24 protein-coding genes and 1 riboswitch are annotated in these 24,535 nt (G+C 67.9%); of the genes, 7 read left to right on the forward strand and 17 right to left on the reverse strand.

Going from position 1 to position 24,535, the window contains the following annotated elements:
• Positions 1-13: 13 nt before the first annotated feature.
• The 7 genes from PV772_RS05160 to dusB all read right to left on the reverse strand — a co-directional run bounded on the left by PV772_RS05160 (position 14) and on the right by dusB (position 6,088).
• Positions 14-274 (reverse strand): ferredoxin, encoded by a 261-nt coding sequence (locus tag PV772_RS05160; RefSeq protein ID WP_141161040.1) that lies wholly within the window; start codon positions 272-274, stop codon positions 14-16.
• Positions 271-1,539, reverse strand: coding sequence for an NADH-ubiquinone oxidoreductase-F iron-sulfur binding region domain-containing protein (locus PV772_RS05165; RefSeq protein WP_246839736.1), 1,269 nt, complete (start codon positions 1,537-1,539; stop codon positions 271-273). The genes PV772_RS05160 and PV772_RS05165 overlap by 4 nt, the downstream gene beginning before the upstream one ends.
• Positions 1,536-2,093 (reverse strand): ferric reductase-like transmembrane domain-containing protein, encoded by a 558-nt coding sequence (locus tag PV772_RS05170; protein ID WP_246839737.1) that lies wholly within the window; start codon positions 2,091-2,093, stop codon positions 1,536-1,538. Before PV772_RS05170 ends, PV772_RS05165 begins: the two co-directional genes overlap by 4 nt.
• Positions 2,086-3,171 carry an FAD:protein FMN transferase gene (locus PV772_RS05175; RefSeq protein ID WP_141161042.1) on the reverse strand — a complete coding sequence of 362 codons (1,086 nt, stop codon included), beginning with the start codon at positions 3,169-3,171 and terminating at the stop codon, positions 2,086-2,088. Before PV772_RS05175 ends, PV772_RS05170 begins: the two co-directional genes overlap by 8 nt.
• 1 nt (position 3,172) lies before the next feature.
• The gene (locus PV772_RS05180) at positions 3,173-3,484 is read right to left on the reverse strand and encodes a hypothetical protein (protein ID WP_141161043.1); all 312 of its coding nucleotides are present in this window, start codon (positions 3,482-3,484) and stop codon (positions 3,173-3,175) included.
• A 113-nt stretch (positions 3,485-3,597) separates the two neighbouring features.
• Positions 3,598-4,863, reverse strand: a complete 1,266-nt coding sequence (locus tag PV772_RS05185; protein WP_141161642.1) for a deoxyguanosinetriphosphate triphosphohydrolase — start codon at positions 4,861-4,863, stop codon at positions 3,598-3,600.
• 46 nt (positions 4,864-4,909) lie between these two features.
• Positions 4,910-6,088 (reverse strand): tRNA dihydrouridine synthase DusB, encoded by a 1,179-nt coding sequence (gene dusB, locus PV772_RS05190; RefSeq protein ID WP_347885534.1) that lies wholly within the window; start codon positions 6,086-6,088, stop codon positions 4,910-4,912.
• A 133-nt stretch (positions 6,089-6,221) separates the two neighbouring features.
• Here dusB and PV772_RS05195 point away from each other — a divergent pair, with 133 nt between their 5' ends.
• The gene (locus PV772_RS05195; protein WP_347885535.1) at positions 6,222-7,442 is read left to right on the forward strand and encodes a globin domain-containing protein; all 1,221 of its coding nucleotides are present in this window, start codon (positions 6,222-6,224) and stop codon (positions 7,440-7,442) included.
• A 40-nt stretch (positions 7,443-7,482) separates the two neighbouring features.
• On the opposite strand, the gene PV772_RS05200 is transcribed toward PV772_RS05195, so the two are convergent.
• Complete coding sequence (locus PV772_RS05200) at positions 7,483-9,012, reverse strand: YibE/F family protein (protein ID WP_347885582.1); 1,530 nt, start codon at positions 9,010-9,012, stop codon at positions 7,483-7,485.
• A 154-nt stretch (positions 9,013-9,166) separates the two neighbouring features.
• On the opposite strand from PV772_RS05200, the gene PV772_RS05205 reads away from it, so the two are divergent.
• Together PV772_RS05205 and PV772_RS05210 are read left to right on the forward strand one after the other, a co-directional pair.
• Positions 9,167-9,877: an alpha/beta fold hydrolase gene (locus tag PV772_RS05205; protein WP_347885536.1), complete on the forward strand. Its 711-nt coding sequence runs from the start codon at positions 9,167-9,169 to the stop codon at positions 9,875-9,877.
• 11 nt (positions 9,878-9,888) lie between these two features.
• On the forward strand, positions 9,889-10,713 hold the full coding sequence (locus tag PV772_RS05210; RefSeq protein ID WP_347885537.1) for a lysophospholipid acyltransferase family protein: 825 nt from the start codon (positions 9,889-9,891) through the stop codon (positions 10,711-10,713).
• Positions 10,714-10,801: 88 nt separating this feature from the next.
• Here PV772_RS05210 and PV772_RS05215 read toward each other — a convergent pair whose 3' ends face one another.
• The 3 genes from PV772_RS05215 to PV772_RS05225 form a co-directional block, all read right to left on the reverse strand.
• Positions 10,802-11,839 (reverse strand): GNAT family N-acetyltransferase, encoded by a 1,038-nt coding sequence (locus PV772_RS05215; protein ID WP_347885538.1) that lies wholly within the window; start codon positions 11,837-11,839, stop codon positions 10,802-10,804.
• Positions 11,840-11,841: 2 nt separating this feature from the next.
• Positions 11,842-13,227 carry a glycine--tRNA ligase gene (locus tag PV772_RS05220; RefSeq protein WP_141161050.1) on the reverse strand — a complete coding sequence of 462 codons (1,386 nt, stop codon included), beginning with the start codon at positions 13,225-13,227 and terminating at the stop codon, positions 11,842-11,844.
• Positions 13,228-13,357: 130 nt separating this feature from the next.
• On the reverse strand, positions 13,358-14,347 hold the full coding sequence (locus PV772_RS05225) for a DMT family transporter (protein WP_141161051.1): 990 nt from the start codon (positions 14,345-14,347) through the stop codon (positions 13,358-13,360).
• Positions 14,348-14,379: 32 nt separating this feature from the next.
• Between PV772_RS05225 and PV772_RS05230 the strand changes: the two genes are divergently transcribed.
• Positions 14,380-14,613 carry an RNA-binding S4 domain-containing protein gene (locus tag PV772_RS05230; RefSeq protein ID WP_141161052.1) on the forward strand — a complete coding sequence of 78 codons (234 nt, stop codon included), beginning with the start codon at positions 14,380-14,382 and terminating at the stop codon, positions 14,611-14,613.
• Positions 14,614-14,644: 31 nt separating this feature from the next.
• Here the strand turns inward: PV772_RS05230 and PV772_RS05235 are convergent, their stop codons facing one another.
• Entirely contained in the window at positions 14,645-15,295 is a 651-nt protein-coding gene (locus tag PV772_RS05235) for an alpha/beta hydrolase-fold protein (protein WP_141161053.1), read from the reverse strand.
• A 149-nt stretch (positions 15,296-15,444) separates the two neighbouring features.
• On the opposite strand from PV772_RS05235, the gene PV772_RS05240 reads away from it, so the two are divergent.
• Both PV772_RS05240 and PV772_RS05245 read left to right on the forward strand, forming a co-directional pair.
• On the forward strand, positions 15,445-16,242 hold the full coding sequence (locus PV772_RS05240; protein ID WP_347885583.1) for an SGNH/GDSL hydrolase family protein: 798 nt from the start codon (positions 15,445-15,447) through the stop codon (positions 16,240-16,242).
• A 48-nt stretch (positions 16,243-16,290) separates the two neighbouring features.
• On the forward strand, positions 16,291-16,848 hold the full coding sequence (locus PV772_RS05245) for a hypothetical protein (protein ID WP_141161055.1): 558 nt from the start codon (positions 16,291-16,293) through the stop codon (positions 16,846-16,848).
• A gap of 82 nt (positions 16,849-16,930) precedes the next feature.
• Here PV772_RS05245 and PV772_RS05250 read toward each other — a convergent pair whose 3' ends face one another.
• Both PV772_RS05250 and mmsB read right to left on the reverse strand, forming a co-directional pair.
• Positions 16,931-18,415: a CoA-acylating methylmalonate-semialdehyde dehydrogenase gene (locus PV772_RS05250; protein ID WP_347885539.1), complete on the reverse strand. Its 1,485-nt coding sequence runs from the start codon at positions 18,413-18,415 to the stop codon at positions 16,931-16,933.
• Positions 18,416-18,466: 51 nt separating this feature from the next.
• Positions 18,467-19,384 carry a 3-hydroxyisobutyrate dehydrogenase gene (gene mmsB / locus PV772_RS05255; RefSeq protein WP_141181117.1) on the reverse strand — a complete coding sequence of 306 codons (918 nt, stop codon included), beginning with the start codon at positions 19,382-19,384 and terminating at the stop codon, positions 18,467-18,469.
• 111 nt (positions 19,385-19,495) lie between these two features.
• On the opposite strand from mmsB, the gene PV772_RS05260 reads away from it, so the two are divergent.
• A complete protein-coding gene (locus tag PV772_RS05260; protein ID WP_347885540.1) occupies positions 19,496-20,428 on the forward strand; it encodes a LysR family transcriptional regulator in 933 nt (310 codons plus the stop codon).
• Between the two features lie 59 nt (positions 20,429-20,487).
• On the opposite strand, the gene PV772_RS05265 is transcribed toward PV772_RS05260, so the two are convergent.
• The 3 genes from PV772_RS05265 to PV772_RS05275 form a co-directional block, all read right to left on the reverse strand.
• Positions 20,488-21,624: a zinc-binding dehydrogenase gene (locus tag PV772_RS05265; protein WP_347885541.1), complete on the reverse strand. Its 1,137-nt coding sequence runs from the start codon at positions 21,622-21,624 to the stop codon at positions 20,488-20,490.
• Positions 21,625-21,628: 4 nt separating this feature from the next.
• Positions 21,629-23,011: an MFS transporter gene (locus PV772_RS05270; RefSeq protein ID WP_141161060.1), complete on the reverse strand. Its 1,383-nt coding sequence runs from the start codon at positions 23,009-23,011 to the stop codon at positions 21,629-21,631.
• Between the two features lie 181 nt (positions 23,012-23,192).
• Complete coding sequence (locus PV772_RS05275; RefSeq protein ID WP_141181113.1) at positions 23,193-24,308, reverse strand: homoserine O-acetyltransferase; 1,116 nt, start codon at positions 24,306-24,308, stop codon at positions 23,193-23,195.
• Positions 24,309-24,320: 12 nt separating this feature from the next.
• Positions 24,321-24,436: riboswitch (SAM riboswitch) on the reverse strand.
• Positions 24,437-24,535: the final 99 nt, after the last annotated feature.

Genomic DNA, 24,535 nt, shown 5'->3' on the forward strand with positions numbered 1-24,535 from the left:
TCACCGCCCGGCTTCACGTCCCCGGCGCCCGCTTCTGTGGTTCCGGAGCCTTTCCCTCCAGCAGGCTCAGCGCCAGCTTGGGGCACAGGATGACGGCCTCCTGCGCGGCTTCCCGGTCGGCATCACGCAGCGGAACATCTGTCCGGTCCCGGCCCACCTTCCCCCGTGCCACCGGGTACCCCCAGTCATCCCGGTCCAGTACGCCGGGAAGCAGTTCGACACACAGGCCGCGGCCGTCGCAGCTGGTCCAGTCGATGTGCAGGTGGGTTTTCATGCCGCTGCTCCTCCCGGGCCCGTGCAGTAGCCGGAAAGGTGGGCGCGGAAGTCGCCGGCGAAGACCTCCAGGGCGCTGCCGACCAGGCCGGCGGTCCCCTCCGGGTGCCGGCACGCGCCACGTCCCGAAACCAGCTTCCCCAGCCGGTCAAGCTCGGAAGCAAGCCGGTGATTGGTTTCCCCGCCGGCGATCCGGTTCAGGATGGACGCCATGGCCGGCAGCCCGAACATGCAGGGTCCGCATTGCCGGGCGGATTGGTCGGCCAGGTAGCCCACGATCCTGGCAGTGGCCTGGATGCCGCACGCCTGCAGGTCCAGGGCATGGATCACGCCTGCTCCCAGCCGGACGGTCCGGCCGGGCAGCCCCGCTGGAGAGAGCGCGTGCGCGGCGGGCCGCACCCACCGCCCGTGATAGCCACCCACCAGGACGGCGGACAGGGCGGCAGGATCCATCCCGGCCTCCTGCAGGACCGCCGAAAGTTGTGCACCGCCGGGCACTTCCAGCACGACGTCCGGTACCGGGGCAGGGCCGGAAACGGACACGAGCCGGGTGCCGGGGTCAGCCGGTGTCCCCGCCTGGCGGAACCACGGCGCTCCGTAACGGGCAATCAGGGCAACCTGGGCAAGGGTTTCGACGTTGACCACCAGCGTGGGCCGGCCGTTGAGGCCGGATTCGCTGAGGCGGGGCCGCTGGTCCGTGGGGATGGCGCTGCCGTTGGCAATCATGTTGACGACGGCGCTCGACTCACCGGAGATGAAGGTTTCGGGAGCCTGGACCATGCGGATCCGCTTGCCCCGGGGACGTTCGCCGACGGCCTGTTCCACGCGGGGAAGACTGGCCGCAGGCGCGTACATGTACATACTTGCGCCGCCCAGTGCTTCGGCCAGGGCAACGAGCCCGTCGATGACCAGGTGGGGTGCATGGGCCAGGAGGGTCCGGTCCTTGAAGCTCAGGGGTTCGCCTTCTGCACCGTTCGCAATCACCACAGGCCTGGCCGCAAACATGCCTTTCCGTCCGGACCCTGCAGCGGCACTGGCTTTGCGCCAGGTTTCGAACGCGGCGCCGCCCCGCCCGGTGAGCCCGGCTGCGGCAAGCGTGTCCAGCAGCCCGGGTCCGGCAGCCTGCGCTTCCCAGGGCCCAAACGCCTCAAGATGCTGGGACCAGCCTGCGCCTGGGCCTGCGGCCAGGAGCCGCGGCTGCTGCCGCAGGCTGTCCTGTTCCGCGTGGAGCGGCACCGGCTGGTGGGTGTCATGGGGGTGGGTCACAGGACGCGTCCTTGCCTGGCGTGGGAGGTTTCGAGGAAGGAAGGGCTCAGGCGCCACAGCAGGGCCGCCGCTACGGCGACCGCTGACGCGACGGCCAGCAGGAGGAACCATCCGCTGGAGACGTCGGTGCCGTTGCCGAGGGCGTGCGCCATGGCGACCGGCCAGACGCCGTAGCTGAGCCAGTGCACGGCCTTGAAGCTGCGCTGCCCGATCCGGTGCCTCAGCAGGCCCGTCACCACCACCGCGAGGACGAGGTCCAGGGCCACCGTCCCCAGTCCCTGCCAAAACGGCTGGTACGAGCCCAGGAACGGGACGACGACGTCCACCGGGTTCAGCTTGGCAAACGAGTCCAGGAGCAGGGATCCCACGTGCAGCCCCAGGAACACCGTGGCGAGCAGCGCTATGTTCCGGTGCAGGAGGCTGATGGAGAACCGGGGCAGCACCAGCAGCGGGCGGCCGGACCTGTTGAGGATCCCCAGCAGCACGGACACGGTGAATAGTGCCAGGGACACGAAGCCGCTGACCCGCCCGAACGCCCACATTGCTTCATCCACGGCGGCCACCCCCGGCATGGGAGCTTCCGCCGGCGGCCAGGGAAGGGCTGCCGTTGTCGGCAGGCCAGTCCCCGGTGGTGACCACCCTGCCCCGGCTGTCCACCAGGCGGGCAGCTATGCCTTCGGCCCGGAACCAGTCCACGGCAGCGAAGCCGCGGACGACTGCCGCCGTGCTGAACGCGTTCGCTTCCAGGCAGGTGGGGGCGGCAACGGTCACCGACCGCCAGACCGGCTCGGCCGGCAGGCCAAAACGGGGGTCAAGGATGTGGTGCACCTCGGTCCCCTGGTGCTTCCAGCGGCGCTTTTGCGTACTGGATGTGGCCAGGGCAAAGCCCGGGGCCAGGGAGACCTGCTGGCAGGGGTCGGCAGGAAGGTCCTGCACCATGACCTGCCACTGGCCGGGCCCGCTGTCCTCCCGCGGCCCCGGGCCTGCGCTGGCCAGGTCGCCGCCCAGGTTGATGAGCACCCCGCAACCCAGTGCCTGGTGCACGGCGGCAGCGGCGAGGTCGGCTGCGACTGCCTTCGCTGTTGCTCCCAGGTCCAGCCGGAGGCCGGCCGGGAGGGTCAGGGTCGAGGCGTCGAGGTTCAGGCGGGTCCAGCCGGGTGCCCGCGGTACCGAAGGCCGCCGGGGAGGTGCGGGCTGCAGCGGCACCGGGATGCTGGTGAGCCCGGGCCTCTGCCATTCCGGGCCATGGCCCAAGGCGGCCAGCTCAGCTCCGAGGGTGGGGTCCACATCGCCGCCGGTGAGCCGGGCCGCCTCCAGTGCGCGCTCGAGCAGAAGCCGGAACAGGGGGCTGACGCCTACGCCCTGCGACATCCGGGACTGGACCATCATCAGTTCGGAGTCTTCCCGGAAGCGGCTGCAGGCGAGGTCGATTGCCGCTACAACGCCGCGGACGGCCTCTTCGGCGGCGGCGAGCAGTTCTGGATCGGTGACGGTGACCGATGCCTCAAGTTCCCAGACAGTCCAGCTGGCCCGTGCTGTGTTGTCCGGCGACGCAGTGTTGCTCGCATGCGAAGGTTGTTCGGCGGTCCAGGTGCCGGCTGCGCCGGGAGCGGCCCTGCCGGAGCCTGCCATGTCAGGACCCCGATGACCGGCCATGGACGGTACTGCCTTTTCCCGGCTGGACCGGCGTGGTGCTGCCGGAACTGCCGTAGGTTTTCGAGCGGCGTGAGGTGTTGTTCTTGGTGGTCCCGCGGTTATCGTCGTCAGATTTGGGCGTGCTTGACTGTGTGGTGCTGGTGTCGGTGGCGGGAGTGGTCCTGGCGATCACGGAGGGCGTTGCGGCGTAGACGGCGGATGCCGCGACCCCGGCGGCGGCGAAGCTGCCAACGCCCACGGCCGCGGTGATCCCGGTGGCAAGGCGCTTGCCCCTGCTGCGAGTACTCATGACCAGCTCCCGTTCCTAGCGGCCTGTCTTTCCTCCCATGGTGCGCCTCCTTCCTGTGAAGATGCTTTAAGGAAGCTGTTGATCGCAGGGACGTCCGGCCGCACCAGGGCTGGTCACCAGAGCGAGGGCAGGCTTCCCACCAGGCGCTCGTACATGGCCAGCGCGGAGCCGTCCGTCAGGGACGCCACCTGGTCGATGACGACGCGCAGGCGCGCGCCGTCGTCGTCCGCCGCCCGCCAGTCTGCCGCGAACATCGGCTCCAGGTGCCGGTCCCCCGTAGCGCTGAGGGCGGTGACCAGGGCGTGGAGCACTTCCCGCTGCCGCTCGTAGATGGGCTGCCGGTGCTCGGTGGTCATCACGAACGTGGTGGCCAGGCCCTTCATCACCGCGATTTCCATGACGGTTTCGTCGGGAACCATGAGTTCGGCGTTATAGCGCGTCAGGTTTTCCGGCCCGTAGACGGCACGGGTGGTTTCCAGGGCGCTCTGGCAGAACCGGCCAATCAGCTGGCTGGTCATGTTCTTCAACGCCGCCATCGATTTACGGCTGCCATCGGCCTCCCGCACCCAGACGTCCGTGGCCTCCAGCCGGGCCAGTGCGGCATCGATGGCCGCGGGGTCGTTGTGCGGCAGGTACCACTGCTTGGCGTAGCCCACCACGCGGGCGCGGTGGTCCGGGTTGTCCATCCAGCGAAGCTGGAAGTGGCCGGCAACAATCGCGTCCTCCACGTCGTGCACCGAGTATGAGATGTCGTCCGCGAGGTCCATGACCTGGGCTTCCAGGCAGCTCCGGCGTTCCGGGGCGCCTTCGCGGAGCCAGGTGAAGATGGGGAGGTCGTCCTCGTAGGCTCCGAACTTGCTGGTCCGCTGGCCATGGATCACCGGCGCTTCCAGGGCTGACCAGGGGTATTTCGACGCCGCGTCAAGGCTTGCGCGGGTGAGGTTCAGGCCCGCGGGCCGGCCGTCAGCCGTGAGCACCTTGGGCTCGAGCCGGGTGAGCAGGCGGAGAGTCTGGGCGTTGCCCTCGAAGCCGCCGATGGCATGTGCCACCTCGTTCAACGCCGACTCGCCGTTGTGGCCGAAAGGCGGGTGGCCCAGGTCGTGGCTGAGGCAGGCCGTGTCCACCACGTCCGGGTCGCAGCCCAGGGCCCGGCCCAGTTCGCGGCCCACCTGCGCCACTTCCAGGCTGTGCGTAAGGCGGGTGCGCACGAAGTCGTCCGTGTCCGGGGCCACCACCTGGGTTTTCGCGCCCAGCCGGCGCAGCGCGGAGGAATGCAGCACCCTTGCCCTGTCCCGTTCGAAGTCTGAGCGGTACGTGTTCTTGGGCGGCTCCTCCACCCAGCGGGCGGAATCGTGCGTGTCGTAACCGGGCAGCGCCAGGGCCGCGGTGGGGGTTCCCGCGGGCCGGTGCCCGGCAACCGAAGCTTCAGCCACCGGAAACGTCCAGTTCTGCTGCCGCAATGTCCTTGGACTGGTCCTCGTTGAGTGCCCGGGAGTCCAGCCAGTCCTTGGGCAGGGCCGGCCTTTTCGGGGAGCCGGCGCGGCCGCGGGGGCCTTCGGCGTCCACCCCGGGGTAGGGCGAGTCCAGGTCCAGTTCGGCCAGTGTGTCCCGGAGTACCTCCAGGCTGGTCACCAGGGCAAGCCGCGTGCGCAGTTCCCCGCCCACCACGTAGCCCTTGAAGTACCAGGCAATGTGCTTGCGGATCTCACGCAGCGCCTTACCTTCGTCGCCGAAGGTTTCCACCATGAGCTCGGCGTGGCGGTACACGCCTTCGGCCACCTGGCGCAGGTTGGGCCGGTGCCGGACGTCGCTGCCTTCGAACGCGGCCTGCAGGTCACCGAAGAGCCACGGCCGGCCCTGGCAGCCGCGGCCCACCACCACGCCGTCCACGCCGGTTTCGCGGACCATCCGGACGGCGTCCTCGGCGGACCAGATATCGCCATTGCCCAGCACCGGAATGTCGGGCAGCGCCTCGCGGAGCCGGGCGATGGCGGACCAGTCGGCCTTGCCGGAATAGAACTGGGCGGCCGTCCGGCCGTGGAGTGCGACGGCGGCGACACCGGAGTCGCGCGCGATGCGGCCGGCGTCGAGGTACGTCAGGTGGTCATCGTCGATGCCCTTGCGCATTTTGATGGTCAGCGGAACGTTGCCCTTGGAGGCTTCCTTGACGGCGGTCTGCACGATCGAGGTGAAGAGATCGATCTTCCAGGGCAGTGCCGAGCCGCCGCCGCGCCGGGTCACCTTGGGGACAGGGCAGCCGAAGTTGAGGTCGATGTGGTCGGCCCGGTCTTCCTCCACGAGCATCCGCACGGCAGCGCCGACCGTGCCGGGGTCCACGCCGTAGAGCTGGACGGAGCGCACTTTCTCGTCGTCGTCGTGCGAAATGATGCGGAGGGATTCGGGGGTCCGCTCCACCAGCGCACGGGAGGTGACCATCTCCGCCACATACATGCCGCCGCCGTATTCACGGCAGAGCCTGCGGAAGGCGGAGTTGGTGATGCCGGCCATGGGGGCGAGGATCACCGGGGTGTCCACCGTGATGGGTCCCAGCTTCAGGGGCGGGAGTTCCAGCTTGGGGGCGGGAGGAGTTGCAGCAACAGTCACCTGTCCATTGTTGCAAAGCCGGGCAAATCGGTGCTTCCGGCCAGTGCCAAAGTACCTGACCCCCCGTTCCGGCCGGCTGTTAGCGTGGCGCGGGGACGGACCACCAGCCAGGACGCTTCAAGGAGACTTACCCATGCTGTCAGAGACCTCATATCCCGTCATCCAGGCCACCCTTCCCGTGGTGGGCGAACACATCCAGGAAATCGCGTCCCGTTTCTACAAGCACATGTTCGGCGAACACCCCGAGCTGCTCAACGGCCTGTTCAACCGCGGCAACCAGGCAGATGGCCGGCAGCAACAGGCGCTGGCCGGTTCGGTTGTCACTTTCGCCGGCTTCCTGGTCAACGACCCCACCCACCTGCCGGACCATCTGCTGTCCCGCATTTCGCACAAGCACGTCTCCCTGGGCCTGAGTCCTGAGCAATACCAGGTGGTCCACGACAACCTGATGTGGGCCATCGTGGATGTCCTGGGCGACGCCGTGACACCCGAGGTGGCCGCGGCCTGGGACGAGGTCTACTGGCTCATGGCCAACATGCTCATCAACAAGGAACGCGGGCTGTACGACGCCGTCCGGCTCAGCCCGGAAACTGTGTGGCGCACATGGCGGGTGGCCGAAAAGATCCAGGAAACCGAGGACGTTGTCAGTTTCGTGGTGGAGCGGACCGACGAGCGCGAAGTCAAGCCATCGCTGCCGGGACAGTACGTCACCCTCCGGATGCAGATGCCCGACGGCGTCCTGCAGCCCCGCCAGTACAGCCTGACCCAGGCAGACGACGGCCAGCACCGGCGCTTCGCCGTCAAGCGGGTGCGCGCGGAGGGGGCGCCGGACGGCGAAATGTCCAACCTCCTGCACGACCACGTCAAGGTTGGCGACGAGGTCACCCTTTCCGCCCCCTTCGGCGACGTCGTCCTGGAATACACGGACCGGCCCCTGGTGCTGGCGAGCGCGGGAATCGGCATTACGCCCATGGCCGGCATGCTGTCCCACCTGGTCAAGTCCGGGTCCCAGCGGAAGGTCCTGTTCCTGCATGCGGCCGACTCCCCGGCCTCCTTTGCCCTGCGGAACCAGGTGACGGCCGACCTTGCGGCGCTGGCTGACGCCTCCCTCACGTCGTGGTTCCTGGAGCCGGCCGGTGAAGGCTCCTCCGCGGACAGCGACGCCGGTACGGTGCACCCGGGGTTCATGAACGTCAAGGACATCTCGTTGCCGTCCGACGCCGAGTATTACCTTTGCGGTCCCGTGCCCTTCATGCAGGCCGTACGGTCCGCCCTGGTGGGGGCAGGTGTCCGGGCGAAGGACATCCAGTACGAAGTCTTCGGACCGGACCTCTGGCTGGCCGACTACCAGTAGCCGCCTCCAGCGAACGCCGGTCCAGCCCCTGGTCCGCAGGTCAGCCGCGGTCCGCCCGCCGGCCCCGGCGGGTGGCGGGTACTTCCAAAGGCACCGGTGCGTCGGTGTGCGCGGCGGCGGGTTCGACGGCGGCGCGCCGGCTGCGTTCCTCAAGCACGGCTGCGGCGAGCGCCCCGGTGTCCGCGACGTCGTCCGCGTGGCTGTGCCCGTCGTCGTGCTTTCCGTCCCCTGGCCCGGCGACGGGCGGATGGACTCCGCCTGCCGGGACGGGACCCGGCACCGGAACCCCGGTGGCCTTCACCACCAGCACGGCGATCAGCGTGGTGACCGGAATGGCCAGGACCAGCCCGATGGAACCCACCAGCGTCCGGATCACCTCCTCGGAGAGTTCGGCGCTGGTGAGCGTGTCCAGCAGGGGCCGGTCGTAGAGCATGACGATGATAAGGATGGGCAGCGCGGCGCCCGCGTAGGCGAACGCGATGGTGTACACCGTGGATGCGATGTGGTCGCGGCCGATCCTCATGGCGGAAGTGAACAGCTTCCGGGCGCTGCTGGCCGGTGCAAGCTCGTAAAGCTCCCACACGGCTGAGGACTGGGTGATGGTGACATCGTTGAGGACGCCCAGGCCGGAAATGATGAGCCCGCAGAGGATCACGCCGGAGATGGAGATGTTGGACGACGTGTTCACCAGGGTGGCGGCGTCGTGGCTCCCGACGCCGGCCAGGTTGGCCGTATCCGTAGCCCACGCTGCGAGCAGGGCGGTGATGGCCAGTCCAAAGACCGTGCCCAGGAGCGCCGTGGACGTGCGCGCGGAGAACCCGTGGGCGAAGTACAGCACCCCGATCATGATCACGGTGGATCCCACCAGGGCCAACAACAGCGGCGGTTTGCCCTCCACCAGGCCCGGGAGCAGGAAGTTCGCGAGCACGAAGTATGCCCCCACCAGCCCGATCAGGGCCCGGAGTCCGCGCCACCTGGCGACGGCGATGACCACCACGGCGTACAGCACGGCGAGCAGGATGATGGGAAGGGTCCGGACGAAGTCCACGAAGATGTACGCCGGCGATCCCTGCGATCCGCCGGCGCCCTGGGCGTTGGACAGGTTCAGGTAGCGGATCTGGTCCCCGGGCTTGACCCCGTGCGATGAGGCCACATCCGGGTTGATGACCACTTTGACCGGGCTGCCGCCCTTGTCGGGCTCGGTGTAGGCGAACGTGCAGTCCGAGCCTTTGCCCGGTGGCTGCTGCGCGCCTTGCTGGCCTCCCCCTTGCTGGCCGGGCGCCTGTTGGGCCGGCCCTTGCTGGGTACTCCCCTGCATGCAGTTCTCGGTCACCACGCTCTGGATGGTGCCGGTATCGAAGGTGACGCCGGGGGCGGTGGAGTACGGGTTGGCGAGCGAAACCCCTTCCTTGCTGCCGGATGGCCATAGCGCCGCCATCCCGGCCAGGGTCAGCAGTGCCAGCGGGATGAGCACGGCGGCCAGGATCCGGTTCGCCTTGCTGCGGGCAGCCATCGCCTGGGGCGTCGGCTCCGAATGGTCCAAGGAAGCGTGGGAGTGACCGGCGCCCATCAGCAGTACAACCTCATGGTTGAACTCTACGTGCGGCGCCATAGGGTTTATAAATGGACCATCGGATGGGGAGGAACCTGGCATGGACAACCGTGGTGGGCATGGGGGCGGCAGAAACGGAGCACCCGACAAGGGCGGTGTACAGGATGGGCAGGTGCCGCGCGTTTCCGCCCATCGGCCGGTCCTGAGCGTCCTTGAAGCATCCGGCAACACCCGGGGCGTGGTCCTGGTCCTGCATGGCGGCAAGGCCCACAGCCGGGATCCGGTGGAGGCCCGGCACCTTAGCCCGGCCAGGATGGTCCCTTTCGCCAGGGACCTGCACCGTGCCGGCCGGAAGCATGGGCTGGCGGTGTGGTCACTGCGCAACAGCGTCCGCGGCTGGAACGGCTCCGACATGTCCCCGCTCCAGGATGCCCGCTGGGCGCTGCAGCAGATTGCGGACCGCCACCCGGGCGTTCCCGTGTTCCTGCTGGGCCACTCCATGGGCGGGCTGACCGCCATGTGCGCGGCAGACCACCCGCAGGTGGAGGCCGTGGTGGCACTGGCACCATGGCTGAGCCCCGAAACCCCTGCCTACCGGGTCGCCGGCCGGAAGGTGCTGATCATCCATGGCACCACCGACCATATGACCAGCCCCTCGCAGTCGCTGGCCTTTGCCCGCCGGGCGTCCGCGGACGCGGCGAGCATGCAGTACGTCTCGCTCAAGGGCGTGGGGCACTTCATGCTCCGTAAAGTCCGCGTGTGGCACACCCTGGCCACCGGGTTTGTCATCAAATCCTTCGCCGAAAGCACGGGCGCCGGCGTCCAGCCGTCCCGTGCGTTCGTGGAGCTGCTGCCCGAGTCCGCCGTACACGTCACCCTGTAGGGACCGGTCCTGTGACGTGGCGTCCCCCGCCCAACGACCGCTTCTACCGGCTGATCGTCCGCACGGGGCAGTTCCTCCGCTGGGCCCTCCAGCTGGACCTCCGAGCCACGGGCGTGGAGCACCTGCCCACTCCCGGGCCGCGGACGGGGCCATCCCGGCAGCCGGTCCGCGGGAAAGGGGCCGTTTTCGCCGTGACACACTTCGGCTATGTGGATTTTGCCGTGCTGGAACTGCTCCTGTGGCGCCATGCACGCGCCCAGTTGCGGTTCCTGGTTCACCAGGGCGCAGCGGACCACTGGCTGGCCGGCCCGGCCATCAGCGCCAGCGGCCACGTGGTGGTGGGATATACGGGCCGCGCAGACGCTTACGCGGCTGCCGTTGCCAGGCTGCGGGAAGGCGAATACCTGGCTGTTTTCCCCGAGGCGGGGGTCAGCAGGAGCTTCACGGTCCGCGAATGCCGCACGGGTGCTGTCCGGATGGCGGCGGAGGCGGGGGTTCCGGTCATCCCGGTATCCATCTGGGGCGCCCACCGCATCCTGACCCGGGGGCACGGCTTTTCCTTCCGCCGCAGCTGGCGGGCGCCGGTCCGGGTCCACGTGGACGCGCCGGTGGTGCTTCCGGCCGGCGTTGACGTTGAGGCGGCAACGGAAGCTTTGCGCGGCACCCTGCAGGCGGGGATCGACCGCTGCATCGCCGGCTTTCCGCTCCGGCCGGGGCCTGGAGCCTGGTGGATGCCGGCGCGGCTGGGTGGTGGCGCGCCCACGGATGCCGAGCGGCAACTGCTGGACGCTGCCGACGCCGCCGCGGGCCGCCGTCGGGCTCCCCGCACCAGGTAGCATCGCAGCCCAAGCAGGTAGCGCCAGGTACCGTTTTGACGGGTCAAAACGGTACCTGGCGCTACCCGGCTGGGAAGCGGGAGCGCGCTTAGTCGGAGACCACCAGGGTCTCGGCGCCGGCCAGGCGGGCCTTGCCGCCTGCGAGGAGGGGTTCGACGGCGGCGCGCAGCGCGGCCATCGAGTCGTCCAGTTCCAGCATGACGGGGTGCTGGTAGGCGATCAGCGCAAGCATGTCCCGGACGGCCTCGGCCGCGTCATCGGCAGCAAGCGAGGGCTCGTGCCCGACGAAAACGTCCGTGGGAGTGTCCGGTCCCGTGCCCACTTCCGTTTGCGGTGCGTCGTCAGGGCCGGCAGGGGCGGCGTAGCTGACGGCGAACGCCCGGATGCGGCCCTTCTTGCTGGGTGCCACGCCCTGGCCGAACGCCGATTCCGGCTGGGCCCGGAGCACGATGGCGCCGTGGGCTCCGGTGAGCTCATCCAGGAAGAGTTTCTGCACCTGGCCCACGGACAGAACACCAGGAGAGTCCCAGCCGTGGATGGAGGTGTAGTACCGGCCCACCACGTCCGTCAGCTCCACCGAGCCGGTAGCCAGGTCCATGACGATGTCGGAACCGGCGTTTTCACCATCGATGGGGCGGCCGCCGTGGTCCTTGTCCGGGAAGACGGGCAGCCGGAGGGCTCCGGGCTCCACGATAACCAGCCGGGAGCGCTGGATGGGTGCCAGCCCGGCCGCTTCGGCGAATGCGGCCCCGGGCGTGCCCGGTTCCACTTTGGCGCGGAGCTTGGTAACGCCCGACGGCGCGTGTCCGGCTTCGCGGCGCAGCATGGCCAGGAGGGTGGCGCCGATGCCGTTGCGGCGGTGGTCCCTGGCGACTTCAATGTAGGCCCAGAGGCGTTCCGGGTGCAGGGACGCTTCATAGACGACGCCGGCCGCGACCGGGATGCCGACGCCGTCAACGACGTCCTCGGCTACGATGCAGCGCCGCCACGGCGTGCCGTTCCCTCCGTTGGAGGATACGGCCAGGGCGCCACGGAACTGGCGGGCCTGGGCAGTCTCGGGACCGCCCCAGATTTCCAGCAGCGCGAGGTCGTCGCCATCCCGCCATTCACGGTATTCGATGGCCACGCTCAGGCGCCGATCAGCCGTGCCGCCAGGTAGCCTTCCACCTTGTCCAGGGAGACGCGTTCCTGGCTCATGGTGTCCCGCTCGCGGATGGTGACGGCCTGGTCCTCGAGGGTGTCAAAGTCCACCGTGATGCAGAACGGGGTGCCGATCTCGTCCTGGCGGCGGTAGCGGCGGCCGATTGCGCCGGCGTCGTCGAAGTCGATGTTCCAGTTCTTCCGCAGCTGCGCGCCCAGGGCCTTGGCCTTCGGGGACAGGTCCTCGTTGCGGCTCAGAGGCAGCACGGCGGCCTTGACCGGGGCCAGGCGCGGGTCCAGCTTCAGGACCGTGCGCACGTCCACGCCGCCCTTGGCGTTGGGGGCCTCGTCCTCGGTGTAGGCGTCCACCAGGAACGCCATGAAGGACCGGGTCAGGCCGGCCGCGGGCTCGATCACGTAGGGGGTGTAGCGCTCGTTGGTGGCCTGGTTGAAGTAGCTCAGGTCCGTGCCGGAGGCCTTGGCGTGGGTGGAGAGGTCAAAGTCGGTGCGGTTGGCGATGCCTTCCAGCTCACCCCACTCGGAACCCTGGAAGCCGAACCGGTACTCGATGTCCGTGGTGCCCTTGGAGTAGTGGCTGAGCTTCTCTTTGGGGTGCTCGAAGAAGCGCAGGTTCTCCTCGCGGATGCCCAGGCCCGTGTACCAGGCCATGCGCTCCTTCATCCAGTACTGGTGCCACTCTTCGTCCGTGCCGGGCTCGACGAAGAATTCCATTTCCATCTGCTCGAACTCGCGGGTCCGGAAGATGAAGTTTCCGGGCGTGATCTCGTTGCGGAAAGACTTGCCGATCTGGCCGATGCCGAACGGCGGCTTCTTCCGCGAGGTGGTGAGCACGTTGTTGAAGTTCACGAAGATGCCCTGCGCGGTTTCGGGCCGCAGGTAGTGCAGGCCTTCCTCGCTGGCCACCGGTCCCAGGTAGGTCTTGAGCAGGCCGGAGAACTCCTGCGGCTCGGTCCACTGGCCCCGGGTGCCGCAGTTGGCGCAGGCGATGTCCTTCAGGCCGTTCTCGGCGGGGCGGCCCTTCTTTTCCTCGTATTCTTCCTCGAGGTGGTCAGCGCGGTAGCGCTTGTGGCAGGAGAGGCACTCCACCAGCGGATCGGAGAAGACTTCCACGTGGCCGGATGCTTCCCATACCTGGCGGGGCAGGATCACCGAGGAGTCCAGGCCCACCACGTCCTCGCGGCCGCGGACCATGGACTGCCACCACTGGCGCTTGATGTTTTCCTTGAGTTCGGCTCCGAGGGGCCCGTAGTCCCAGGCAGAGCGCGAACCTCCGTAGATCTCACCGGCCTGGAACACGAAGCCCCTCCGTTTGGAAAGGGAAATGACCTGGTCGAGGACGGATTTTGCTGCCATGGGGTAACTCCAATTTCTACAGGGCCGCTGGGTGCGGTCCGCGGGTTGTCAGGCCCCGGCTGCCATGTGCCTGCGGCACAGCGGCAACGGGTCGGGGCGGATGAAGGAAGATCAGGGGAAAGCTTGTGTCCTAGCGTACCGGCCGCTGCCTGCGAAGCGCGCCCCGGGGCCAGGGCAGGGTGGCCAGGATGATCGCGCCGAGCGTGAGCAGCGTTCCCAGGACGGTGGCCGGCGCGACGACGGTTCCCGGGGCGGGCAGGGCAAGGTCCAGGGCCAGCGAGCCAAGCAATTGGCCCGCGATCATTCCCAGGCCGGTGACCAGTACGCCCAGGCTGCGGACCAGCAGGGCGCCCAGCCCAATGAAGATGCAGCCCATGGGGCCGCCCAGGTAGTACCACCACTCCCCCGGCAGCGGGTTGCCGGGGCCGGCCACGGCGAGCTTCACGGCGAACGCGGCCCACAGCACGATGCAGCCGGCCACGAAGTTCACCAGGGTGGCGGCAATGGGAGTGCCGTAGTGGAGCGTGGCGGTACCGTTCATGGCCTGCTGGAAGCTCATGAGGAATCCCGCCGCCACAGGCAGTATGAGGGGAAGCAGCAACCCGGCCGCCCCGTCCCCGGAACCGCCGCCGCTGAACCTCGGCGAAACCGCCCAGGCCACGGCGGCGATGGTCAGGACGCAGCCGACGATCCGGATGGCGGTGACCGACTTCTTTCCGGCCGGCCCTATGCCCAGCCGGTCCACCACGAGGCCGCTGACGGTCTGCCCGGTGACGGTGGCCACGGTGAACAGCGCCACGCCGAGGATGCCGACGGTGAAGGACTGGGCAAAGACGAACAGGGCTCCAATGGCGCCGGCCACCACATAGATGCGGGGAAACGCGCGGCTGCGGACGGCCGGGATGATGGCCGCCAGGCCGGCCCGGCCCCGTGGCAACACCAGGGAAATGAGGATCATGACCAGCAGGCCTGTGCTGAAACTCACGGCCGCGGCGGCAATTCCGTCATTCAGGCGCGCCCCCAGGGCGCCGTTGATGCGGCCCTGGACGGGGATGGCCAGGCCTGAACCTACGGCCAGGGGCAGGCCCGCCAGTGCCGGCAGGCGGGAAGGGGAGGTCATTGAATCCACCTTAGTTCAGGCATTATTGCTCTATGAGCAACCCCATTGAGGACGTCCCCATCCGCGACACCATGATCCGGCTCGGCCAGCTGCTGAAGTTGGCCAATCTCGTCGAGGACGGGGTGGAGGCTGCGGAGCTCATCAAAAACGGGCTGGTCAAGGTCAACGGCGAGATCGATGACCGCCGGGGCCGGCAGCTGCACAACGGGGACACTGTCGCCGTCAATGGCCAGACCGTACGGGTCGTGGCACCCACGGCGGACTAAGCGCCCGGCCGCCGCGCCGCCGTCGTCCGTTCTACTTGTTCAGCACCTCATGCGTGAGGAACTCCCCCACGTGCCCGATCTCCTGCTGGTTGATGCCGTGCCACATGCCCGTGTAGAGGACCTTGGTGAGCTTGACGTGCCTGCGCACCCAGCCCATGGTGAACTCGATCTTGTCCTGGGTGATCACGGGGTCCTGCTGGTCCCGTCCCCAGAACATGGGCACGGTGCCGTCCAGTTCGTCGTCCCTGAAGCTGGGGTCTCCGGCGGCGTCCACTACGAACCCTGAGAGTCCGACGACGGCGGCGAAGTCCGTGGGCCGCTGGCGCAGGAGCGTGGTGGCCATGGCCATGCCCATGGAGAAACCCAGCAGGGTGACGGACGGGTGCCCGGCGCGGATGCTGTCGATCCACTCCAGCACATACGTGGACGCCTTCTTGACCCTTTCCAGCGAGTACTCGATCGAGGCCGTCAGCGGGAACCAGGTGAAGCCGGGACCCATGGCGATGGGCGCCCGCAGCGACGCGACGGCGAAGTCCCCGGGCAGCATGTCGGCCAGGCTGAGCAGGTCCTGCTCATTGGCTCCGTAGCCGTGGAGGAGCACCAGCAGCGGCTTGCCGGCGCGCTGGTCTTCCGGATGGGACCACAGGACAACGGGGGCAGGAAATACTTCGGCGTCAGTCATGGTTTCCATTCTTACAGTTACCCGAAAGTAACAACCTACGTTCGCGTAGGCAGCGGAGCGGAAGGCAGGATAGGACCGTGACTAATGCAAGTGCCGTTTCCACTACTCCTTCGCCCGCCGGTTCCCATCCCTGGACCCGGTACGTGGCAATGGGCGATTCCTTCACCGAGGGCATCGGCGACCCCGAACCCTCAAGCCCCGGTGGCCACCGCGGCTGGGCCGACCGCGTTGCGGAGGAATTGGGCCGCACCCAGCCGGACTTCGCCTACGCCAACCTTGCCGTCCGCGGCAGGCTGCTGCAGCAGATCGTGGACCAGCAGCTGGCACCCGCCCTGGACCTGAAGCCGGACCTGGTCACCTTGTCCGCCGGCGGGAACGACCTCATCCGCCCCGGCGGGGACCCGGACGCGCTGGCCGAAAAACTGGATTCCGTGGTCCAGATCCTTTCCATGGGCGGCGCCACGGTGGTGCTGTTCAACGGGCCGGACACGGGGTCGTCGGTGCTGGGCCGGATTCGCAGCAAGGTGGCCATCTACAACGAAAACCTGCGGACGGTGGCGGCCCGGCACGACGCCGTCATCGCCGACATGTGGTCCCTGCGGCAGTTGAGCGACCCGCAGATGTGGGACCAGGACAGGCTGCACTTCTCCCCCCTGGGCCACCACACCATCGCGGCCATGGTGCTGGACGCGCTCAACGTGGAGCACTCGTTGAAACCCCTGCAGCCCAAGCCGCTGCCGCCCCGGACCTGGCGCGAGGCAAGGAGCGGCGACCTGGTATGGGCGCGGGAATACTTCGTGCCATGGGTGCTGCGCCGCCTGCGCCACCAGTCCTCCGGCGACGGCATCACGGCAAAACGTCCGACGCCGGGTCCCGTCTTTGGCCCGGGCGTTCCGATGGGTTCGGGCGAGGGTCCGCTGGGAACCTCCGAACCCAGCCGCCGGTAAGGCTGCCGGGGTTACGCTGGAAGGACAACACTCGAGAGGCGCGGCACCGTGAGCAGCTTGTTTTTCTGGATTATCATCCTGTCCTTCGTTGTCCCCATGGCCATGCGGGCGTACCGGCGCTCCATGGCCCGGCGGGACCGGGACCAGGGCCTGCCGGGCCAGTTCCCCGGTCCGAACCAGTTCCCGGGCTACGGCCAGTTCCCTGGCTCCGCCGGGCCGCAGAGCAACCAGCCGCGTGACGGCTACACCCAGCAGGATTACTTCTCCGGCGGCTTCCGCCACCCCGGCCAGCCGCAGGGCCCCATTGGCGGCCAGCAGCTGCCGCCCTACCAGTACGGGCAGCCGCCCATGGCGGACCCCCGTTACGACGCTCCGTCGCAGGAATTCGGGCAGGAACCCCCGTTCCAGCAGCAGCCCCAGCAACCGCCTTACGGGCAGCAACCTTATGGACACGAGCCCTCCTCCGGACCGGCTGCACCGCCGCCGCCGGCAGCTCCCCAGGGGTACCGGGCGCGGAAGCTCGCTGAACTGGACCAGCAGTACAGCAACGGAGAGCTGTCCATGGAGGAGTACATGAAGCGCCGTGGCGACATCATGAACGGCTAGCAACACCTGCACACAACAGGCCGGGGACCGAATGACGGTCCCCGGCCTGTTGTTGCTTGGTCGTCGCGCTCAGTGCACCTGGCTAGTCCACCTGCGGGAAGCCAAGGTCGATCACTGAGGTGGACGGGTCCGGCCAGCGGGTGGTGACTACCTTGCCGCGGGTGTAGAACCGGATGCTGTCGGGCCCGTACATGTGGGTGTCGCCGAACAGTGAGTTCTTCCAGCCGCCGAACGAGAACGTACCCACCGGGACCGGGATGGGGACGTTGACGCCCACCATGCCTGCCTCGACGTCGAACTCGAACTGCCGTGCCGCCCCGCCGTCGCGGGTGAAGATGGCAGTGCCGTTGCCGAACTGGTTGTCGTTGACCAGCTGTACCGCGTCGCTGTAGGTGTCCACGCGGACCACCGACAGGACCGGGCCGAAGATCTCGTCGTCGTAGACCTTCATGCCCGGCTTGACGTGGTCCACCAGGCTGACGCCGATGAAGAACCCGTCGGAGTCGAACTGCTGGGAGCTGCCGTCCACCACCACGGTGGCTCCTTCGCTTTCGGCTCCCGTGACGTAGGACGCCACCCGGTCCCGGTGTTCCGCGGTGATCAGGGGACCCATCTGGGAAGCGGGATCGGTGCCGGCACCGATCTTCAGGTCTGCCATGCGGCTGGAGATCGCCTTGACCAGGTCATCGGCAATATGTCCGACGGCCACCAGGACGCTGACGGCCATGCAGCGTTCGCCGGCGGAACCATAGGCGGCGGAAACCGCAGCGTCGGCGGCCATGTCCAGGTCGGCGTCGGGAAGCACCACCATGTGGTTCTTCGCACCGCCCAGGGCCTGCACCCGCTTGCCGTGCTCGGCAGCCCGTTTGTAGATGGACTGGGCCACGGGAGTGGAGCCGACGAAGCTGACTGCCTTCACCTCGGGGTGCTCCAGCAGGACGTCGACGGCTTCCTTGTCCCCCTGGACCACGTTCAGGACGCCGGCCGGCAGTCCCGCCTCGGCGAAGGCTTCGGCGATGAAGACGGCGGCGGACGGATCTTTCTCGCTGGGCTTCAGCAACACCGTGTTGCCGCACGCCAGCGCGCTGCCGATCATCCACAGCGGCACCATGGCCGGGAAGTTGAACGGAGTAATGCACGCCACCACGCCAACGGGCTGGCGGACGGAGTGGACGTCGATGCCGCTGGAGACCTGCTCCGAGCGTTCGCCTTTGAGCATGTGGGACAGGCCCGTGGCGAAGTCGATGTTTTCCAGGCCGCGGGCAATTTCACCTTCGGCGTCGGAGAGGACCTTGCCGTGCTCGCTGGTGAGGATCGCAGCGAGTTCCGATTTGCGCTGGGTCAGGATTTCGCGGACCTTGAAGAAGATGGTGGTGCGCCTGGCCAGGCTGGTGGCGCGCCATTCCGGCAGCGCGGCGCGGGCTGCCGCGATGGCCTCCTCTGTCCGGGCTGCGGAGGCGAGCGTCACCTGCTTTTCCTGCTGGCCGGTGGCGGGGTTGAAGACCGGGCCGAAACGGTCGGCATCGGTGACGCGGGTGCCGTTGATGTAGTGCGGGATGGTTTCCAAGGGAGTCTCTTTTCCTGCGGTGCTGGCGGTGTGGCCAGTTGGGCGGCGTGTTTAGTTGGACGGTGCCTGGTCGGCTGGCTGGAGCGAGCCGTCCACGAGTTTGATGATCATGGAGCAGTCCTTGCCTGCGTCCCCGGCGTCAATGAGCCGCTGGAACAGTTGCTGGACGTGCTTGCCGATTTCCAGGGGCGTGCCCGTGTCCTCGGCGGCGCTGATGGCCAGGCCGATGTCCTTGTTGGCAAGCTCGGTAGTGAAGGTGGGTGCGAAGTCGTTGTTGGACGCCGCCGTGGGCACCACGCCGGGGACCGGGTACCAGGTCCGGAGCGCCCAAGAGTCTCCCGAGGAGACCGAGGCGATGTTCCAGAAGACCTGTTTGTCCAGGCCCAGCCGGTCAGCCAGGACAGCGCCCTCCGCGGTGGAGGCAAGGTTGATGAAGAGCATCAGGTTGTTGCAGATCTTGGCCGCCTGGCCCGTGGTGGGGCCGCCGGTGGGGATGATGTTTCCGGACATGGGCCCGATGTAGTCCGAGGCGTCTTTGACGGCGCCCTCTTCGCCGCCCACCATGAAGGTCAGGGTCCCTGCTTCCGCGCCGCTCATTCCGCCGGACACCGGGGCGTCCACGAAGCGGAAGCCGGCGGCAGCAGCGGCGTCGTGCAGTTCCTGCGCGGAGGCGATATCGATGGTGGAGGAGTCGATGAGCAGCGTGCGGGTATCCGCGTGCTTGAGCACGCCGTCCTCCCCGAGGTATACGGCCCGGGCGTGTTCGCCCTTGGGCAGCATGGTAAACACGGCGTCCGCGCCGTGCACGGCCTCGGCGATGCTGGCTGCGCGTTTGACGCCACCTGCCTCGGCGGCTGCCAGTGCCGCGGGGTTGAGGTCGAACCCGCGCACGTCGTGCCCGGCCTTCACCAGGTTCACTGACATGTGGCCGCCCATGTTCCCCAGGCCGATCCATCCGATAACTGCCATGCGTAAGCTCCTTCGCTTCCATTCCGGCGTTACTGCCGGCATGCCTGTGTCTACGATCACACCTTGCTAGAGTGCAATCAAGGGGAAAAATTACAGACGCTCTGTGCATCGATGCACACAAGAGGAAGGCTACGCGTGGACTCCAGACGGCTGCCAAGCCCCGACGACCTGCTCATCCTGCTGACGGTGGCGCGCCTGGGCCGGTTCAACGCGGTGGCCGAGACCCTGGGCACCACCCACACCACCATTTCCCGCCGCATCCTGGCCTTGGACAAACAGCTGGGCGGCCGGACCCTGGAACGCAGCCCGCACGGCTGGGAGTTGACCCAGCTTGGTGCGTCCGCAGTGGAGGCGGCGGAGGCGATCGAAAGGACTCTTGGCTCGTTGTCAGGCCTGATCAGCCAGGACCAGAGTGCCCTGGCCGGCCTGGTGCGGGTGGCCACCACCGACGGAGTGGGAGCCGTGTTTGTCACCCCGTCGCTGGTGCGCCTCCAGCAGCAGAACCCGCAGCTGAACATTGAAATGCTGAGCGCCACCCGGAAAGTCAGCCAGAACCGGTCAGGGGTGGACCTGGAGATCGTGGTGGGCCGGGCCGACGTCAGCACCGCCCAGACCATCTTCCTGAGCAACTACTACCTGCGCCTCTACGCCAGCCGCGGCTATGCCGCGCAGCAGGGCCTGCCGGAAACGCTCGACGACGTGGGGCAGCACGCGTTCGTCTCTTACGTGGAGTCTGCGCTCCAGGTGGCGGAGCTTGGGCCCCGCTGGTCATCGCAGCTTCCGACGCCCAGGACGAGCTTCCAGGCCACCAGCGTGTTCGCCCAGGTGGAGGCGGTGCGCCAAGGCGCCGGCATAGGGCTGCTGCCGAACTTCATGGTGGGAGACCGCGAAGATTTCGTCCACGTGCTGCCGGGTGAGTTTGAGCGCCAGTTGCCCATCTGGGCCGTTGCCAGGCCGGAATCGCTCCGCTCGGTCCGGGTACAGGCCGTGATCGCGGCCCTGAAGGACGAGGTGAAGGAGCGCTCTGTGCTGCTCGCCGGCTGAAGATCCGGCCCGACGGGTCAGGCCGGAGGAGTCAGGCCCGACGAGTGCGGCGCGACGGTTCAGGCCTGGAAGAGCCGCCGCACTACCTGTCCCGCGGCGAGCGCATCAAGGCCCTCGTTGATCTCGCTGAGTGGCCGGGTGTCGGTGTGCAGCAGCTCAACGGGCAGCTTGCCTTCCCGCCAGTACGCCAGGTACTTGGGGATGTCCCGTGCGGGAACGGCGTCACCCATGTAGGAGCCCAGCAGCCGCTTGCCGGCGCCGGCGAACTGCAGGGCAGGTACGGTCAATTCGGCGGACGGGTGGGGCAGGCCCACCGAGACCACTGCGCCACCCCTGGTGACCTGCTCGAGGCAGGACGCGATCACAGCGGCCGAGCCCACCGCCTCGACGGCAACGTCGACGCCGTCGCCGGCTGCTTCCCCGATCAGCCGTCCCGCGTCCTCCGGCGTCCCCACCGCGGTGGCCCCGGCGTCGCGGGCCAGTTGGTGCTTCCCCTGGTTGGGATCGATGGCGATGACGCTGGCGGCCCCGGCGAGGCGGGCTGCCATCACGGCGGACAGGCCCACCGCGCCCAGGCCGAACACTGCCACGGACTGGCCGGGGCGGACTCCTGCGGTGTTGAACACCGCTCCCATTCCGGTGAGCACGGCGCAACCAAACATCGCAGCGACGGTGTCCGGGACGTCGTCGTCAATCACCACCACTGATTCCTGGGCAACCACCGCGTAGTCAGCGAAGGCGGATACGCCCAGGTGGTGGTTGATGCGGCCGCCCTCCGGCGTCCGCAACAGCGCCGGACCGTGGAGCAGGTCTCCGGATCCGTTCACCTCAGCTGCCCGGTGGCAGAGCGCTGGCCTGCCTGCCAAGCAGGCCCGGCACTGGCCGCAGCTGGGAACGAACACCAAAACCACGTGGTCACCCACGGACACGTCGGAGACGCCGTCTCCTACGGATACCACCCGCCCCACGGCCTCGTGTCCCAGGGCCATGGGAAGGGGCCGGACGCGGGAACCGTCCACCACTGACAGGTCCGAATGGCACAGGCTCGAGTAGGTGATGGAAACTCCGAGTTCACCGGTGCGCGGCTCCGGCTGGTCCAGTTCCTGCACCAGCAGTGGCCGGGACTCGGCATAACTTTGCTTTACCCCTGCTGCGGCCGGGGCGGGAACGGTGGAGTAGAGGACGGCGGCTTTCATGGGCCTACTTCTTGCTGGCAGCGAGCAGGTCTGCCGTGCCCTTGGCGTCGGCAGCGTCAACATCGTGCAGCGAGATGCCCCGGGTTTCCTTCAGGAAGAAGACCGCGACGGCGGTGATGGCACAGGCGATGAGCAGGTACACCGCTACCGGGACGGAGGACTTGTAGGTGCCCAGGAGCGAGGCAGCGATGATCGGGGCCAGGGAACCCGCCACGATGGACGTCACCTGGTACCCCAGGGAGACGCCGGAGTAGCGCATCCGGGTGGGGAACATTTCCGCCATGATGGCCGGCTGCCCGGCATACATGAAGGCGTGGAACACCAGGCCGATCATGATGGCCGCCAGGATGACGAAGTCGTTCTTCGTGTCCATCATGGGGAAGGCGAAGAAGCCCCAGGTGGCACCCATGACGGCGCCGGCCATGTAGACGGGCTTGCGGCCGAAGCGGTCCGACAACTTGCCCACCATGGGGACCACCGAGAAGTGGACGGCATGGGCAACAAGCAGCAGCAGGAGGATCCGCGTGGTGTCGGCCTGGACAACGGTCTTTAGGTACGTGATGGAGAACGTGACCACCAGGTAATAGAGGATGTTCTCCGCAAAGCGCAGGCCCATGGCAGTGAAGACGCCGCGCGGGTACCGCCGGAACACCTCAGCCACGCCGTAGCCCTTGTGGCCGGCGTCCACTTCCTTACGGGCCTCCAGGAAGATGGGGGCGTCGTTGACCTTGGTGCGGATGTAGTAGCCGATCAGGACGATCACGGCGGAGAGCCAGAACGCCACGCGCCAGCCCCAGCCCAGGAACGCGTCCTGGGTCAGCGTGGAGGACAGGACGAACAATACGGCCGTGGCCAGGAGGTTTCCCAGCGGCACCGCCGACTGCGGCCAGCTGGCCCAGAAGCCGCGGGACTTGCTGGGGCTGTGCTCTGCGACGAGGAGGACGGCGCCGCCCCACTCCCCGCCCACGGCGAAGCCCTGGGCGAACCGGAGGAAAACCAGAAGCGCAGGCGCCCAGTAGCCGATCTGCCCAAAGGTGGGCAGGCAGCCCATGAGGAAGGTGGAGACGCCCACCAGGATGATGCTCAGCTGCAGCAGCTGCTTGCGGCCGAACTTGTCGCCGAAGTGGCCAAAGACGATGCCGCCGATAGGGCGTGCGACAAAACCGACGGCATAGGTGAGGAAGGCGGCGATGATGCCGTCCAGTTCGGTGCCGGCGTTGGGAAAGAAGGCCTTCCCGAACACCAGGGTGGCGGCCGATGCGTAGAGGAAGAATTCATACCATTCCACGACCGTGCCGGCCATGGACGCCGTCACCACTTTCTTCAGGCCTGAGGCCTTGACGTCGGGTTCCTCTGTACGCCTTGCGGCGGAGCTTTCCGTACTCATGCGAACTCCTTCGGCGTCGTCGTCGACGCCACGGGGACCAGTCAATGGGGCCCGGGGTGTGATGCACACCACGGACACCGGATTCGATTGAGTATGGTCTGCCCGCGGTGCAACCTCAACGCCAAATAGTGCAGAAGGCATCTGCAGGAATGCACATTGCCGGCTGTCCTCCCGGCGGCGGCTACGCCAGGAAACTGCTCCGGAGCTGGCTGCCCAGCTGTCCAATTTCGGTCAGGAACCCGTCGTGCCCGATCGGCGCCCGGATGAGGTGGACATCCACGTCCCCGGGCAGGGCCTGGGCAAGCTCGTGGGACTGCGATGGGAAATAGAGCCGGTCGGAGTCGACGGCGGCCACAAAGAACCGTGCCGTGGATGCGGCCAGGGTTTCGGCCAAGGTTCCCCGTCCCCGGCAGACGTCGTGGCTCATCAGCGCTTCGGTCAGGGCAATATAGCTGTTGGCGTCAAAGCGCTTCACCAGCTTGTTGCCCTGGTGGTCCAGGTAGCTTTCCACCTGGTAGCGGCCGCGGGAGGCCAGGACTTCCCCCCGCAGTGGCGATTCCGGCGCCTGGGGTTCCCGTCCGAAACGGCCTTCCAGCTCGGTGGCGGACCGGTAGGTGATGTGGGCGATCCTGCGGGCGAGGGCCAGTCCCTCTTCCGGACTCCGGCCGCCGTAGTAGTCCCCGCCGTTGAAGTTGGGATCCTGCCTGATGGCCAGGGTCTGCGCCTGGGCGAAGGCAATCTGTTCGGCAGTACTGGCGGCTCCGACGGAGATCACGGCGCAGCGCTGCACCCTGTCCGGGTACGTCACAGCCCATTCCAGGGCCCGTGCACCGCCCATGGAGCCGCCCAGGACGGCGAACCAGCTCTTGATGCCCAGCTGGTCCGCCAGCCGGGCCTCGGCAACAGTACTGTCGCGCAGCGTGACCAGGGGAAACCTGGAGCCCCAGGGCTTCCCATCAGGCGCGGGCGACGACGGCCCGGTGGACCCGTAGCAGCCGCCCACGATGTTGATGGACACCACGAAGAAACGGTCCGTGTCCACGGGGGCTCCAGGGCCGGCCAGCTGCTCCCACCAACCTTCTTCGTCGGTGTCGCCGCGGGTCACGTGGGTGCTGCCGGTCAGTGCGTGCTCGATCAGGATGGCGTTGCTGGCGTCCGCGTTGAGCGTGCCCCAGGTTTCGTAGGCCAGGGTGACGTCCGGGAGGTAGCCTCCGGCTTCGAGTTCCAGTCCCCCGATGGAGGCGTAACGGACAATTCCGTGTTCAGGGATGGCGGTTCGGGCGACGGTAACCGTCATGGCAAGACCTCTTCTACGCGCTTGCCCGCCGTCGTCTGACCGGCAGGCCAGGTCCTCACCCGGGGCACCCCACCGCGGATGGAGGGTTGCCGGCCAGCAAGCCGGGGCTGTCACTGGCACTCATGACCTGGTTCGAGTGTACGAAACACCCCCCGCTCCAGGCCAAGAGTATGACTGGTTGTGACTTCCCGGCTTGCCGGCCGGCACGTGCTGCGCCCTCGCGGTTG

This window comes from Pseudarthrobacter sp. CC12, from assembly GCF_039907755.1.
GTDB classification, from domain to species: Bacteria; Actinomycetota; Actinomycetes; order Actinomycetales; family Micrococcaceae; genus Arthrobacter; species Arthrobacter niigatensis.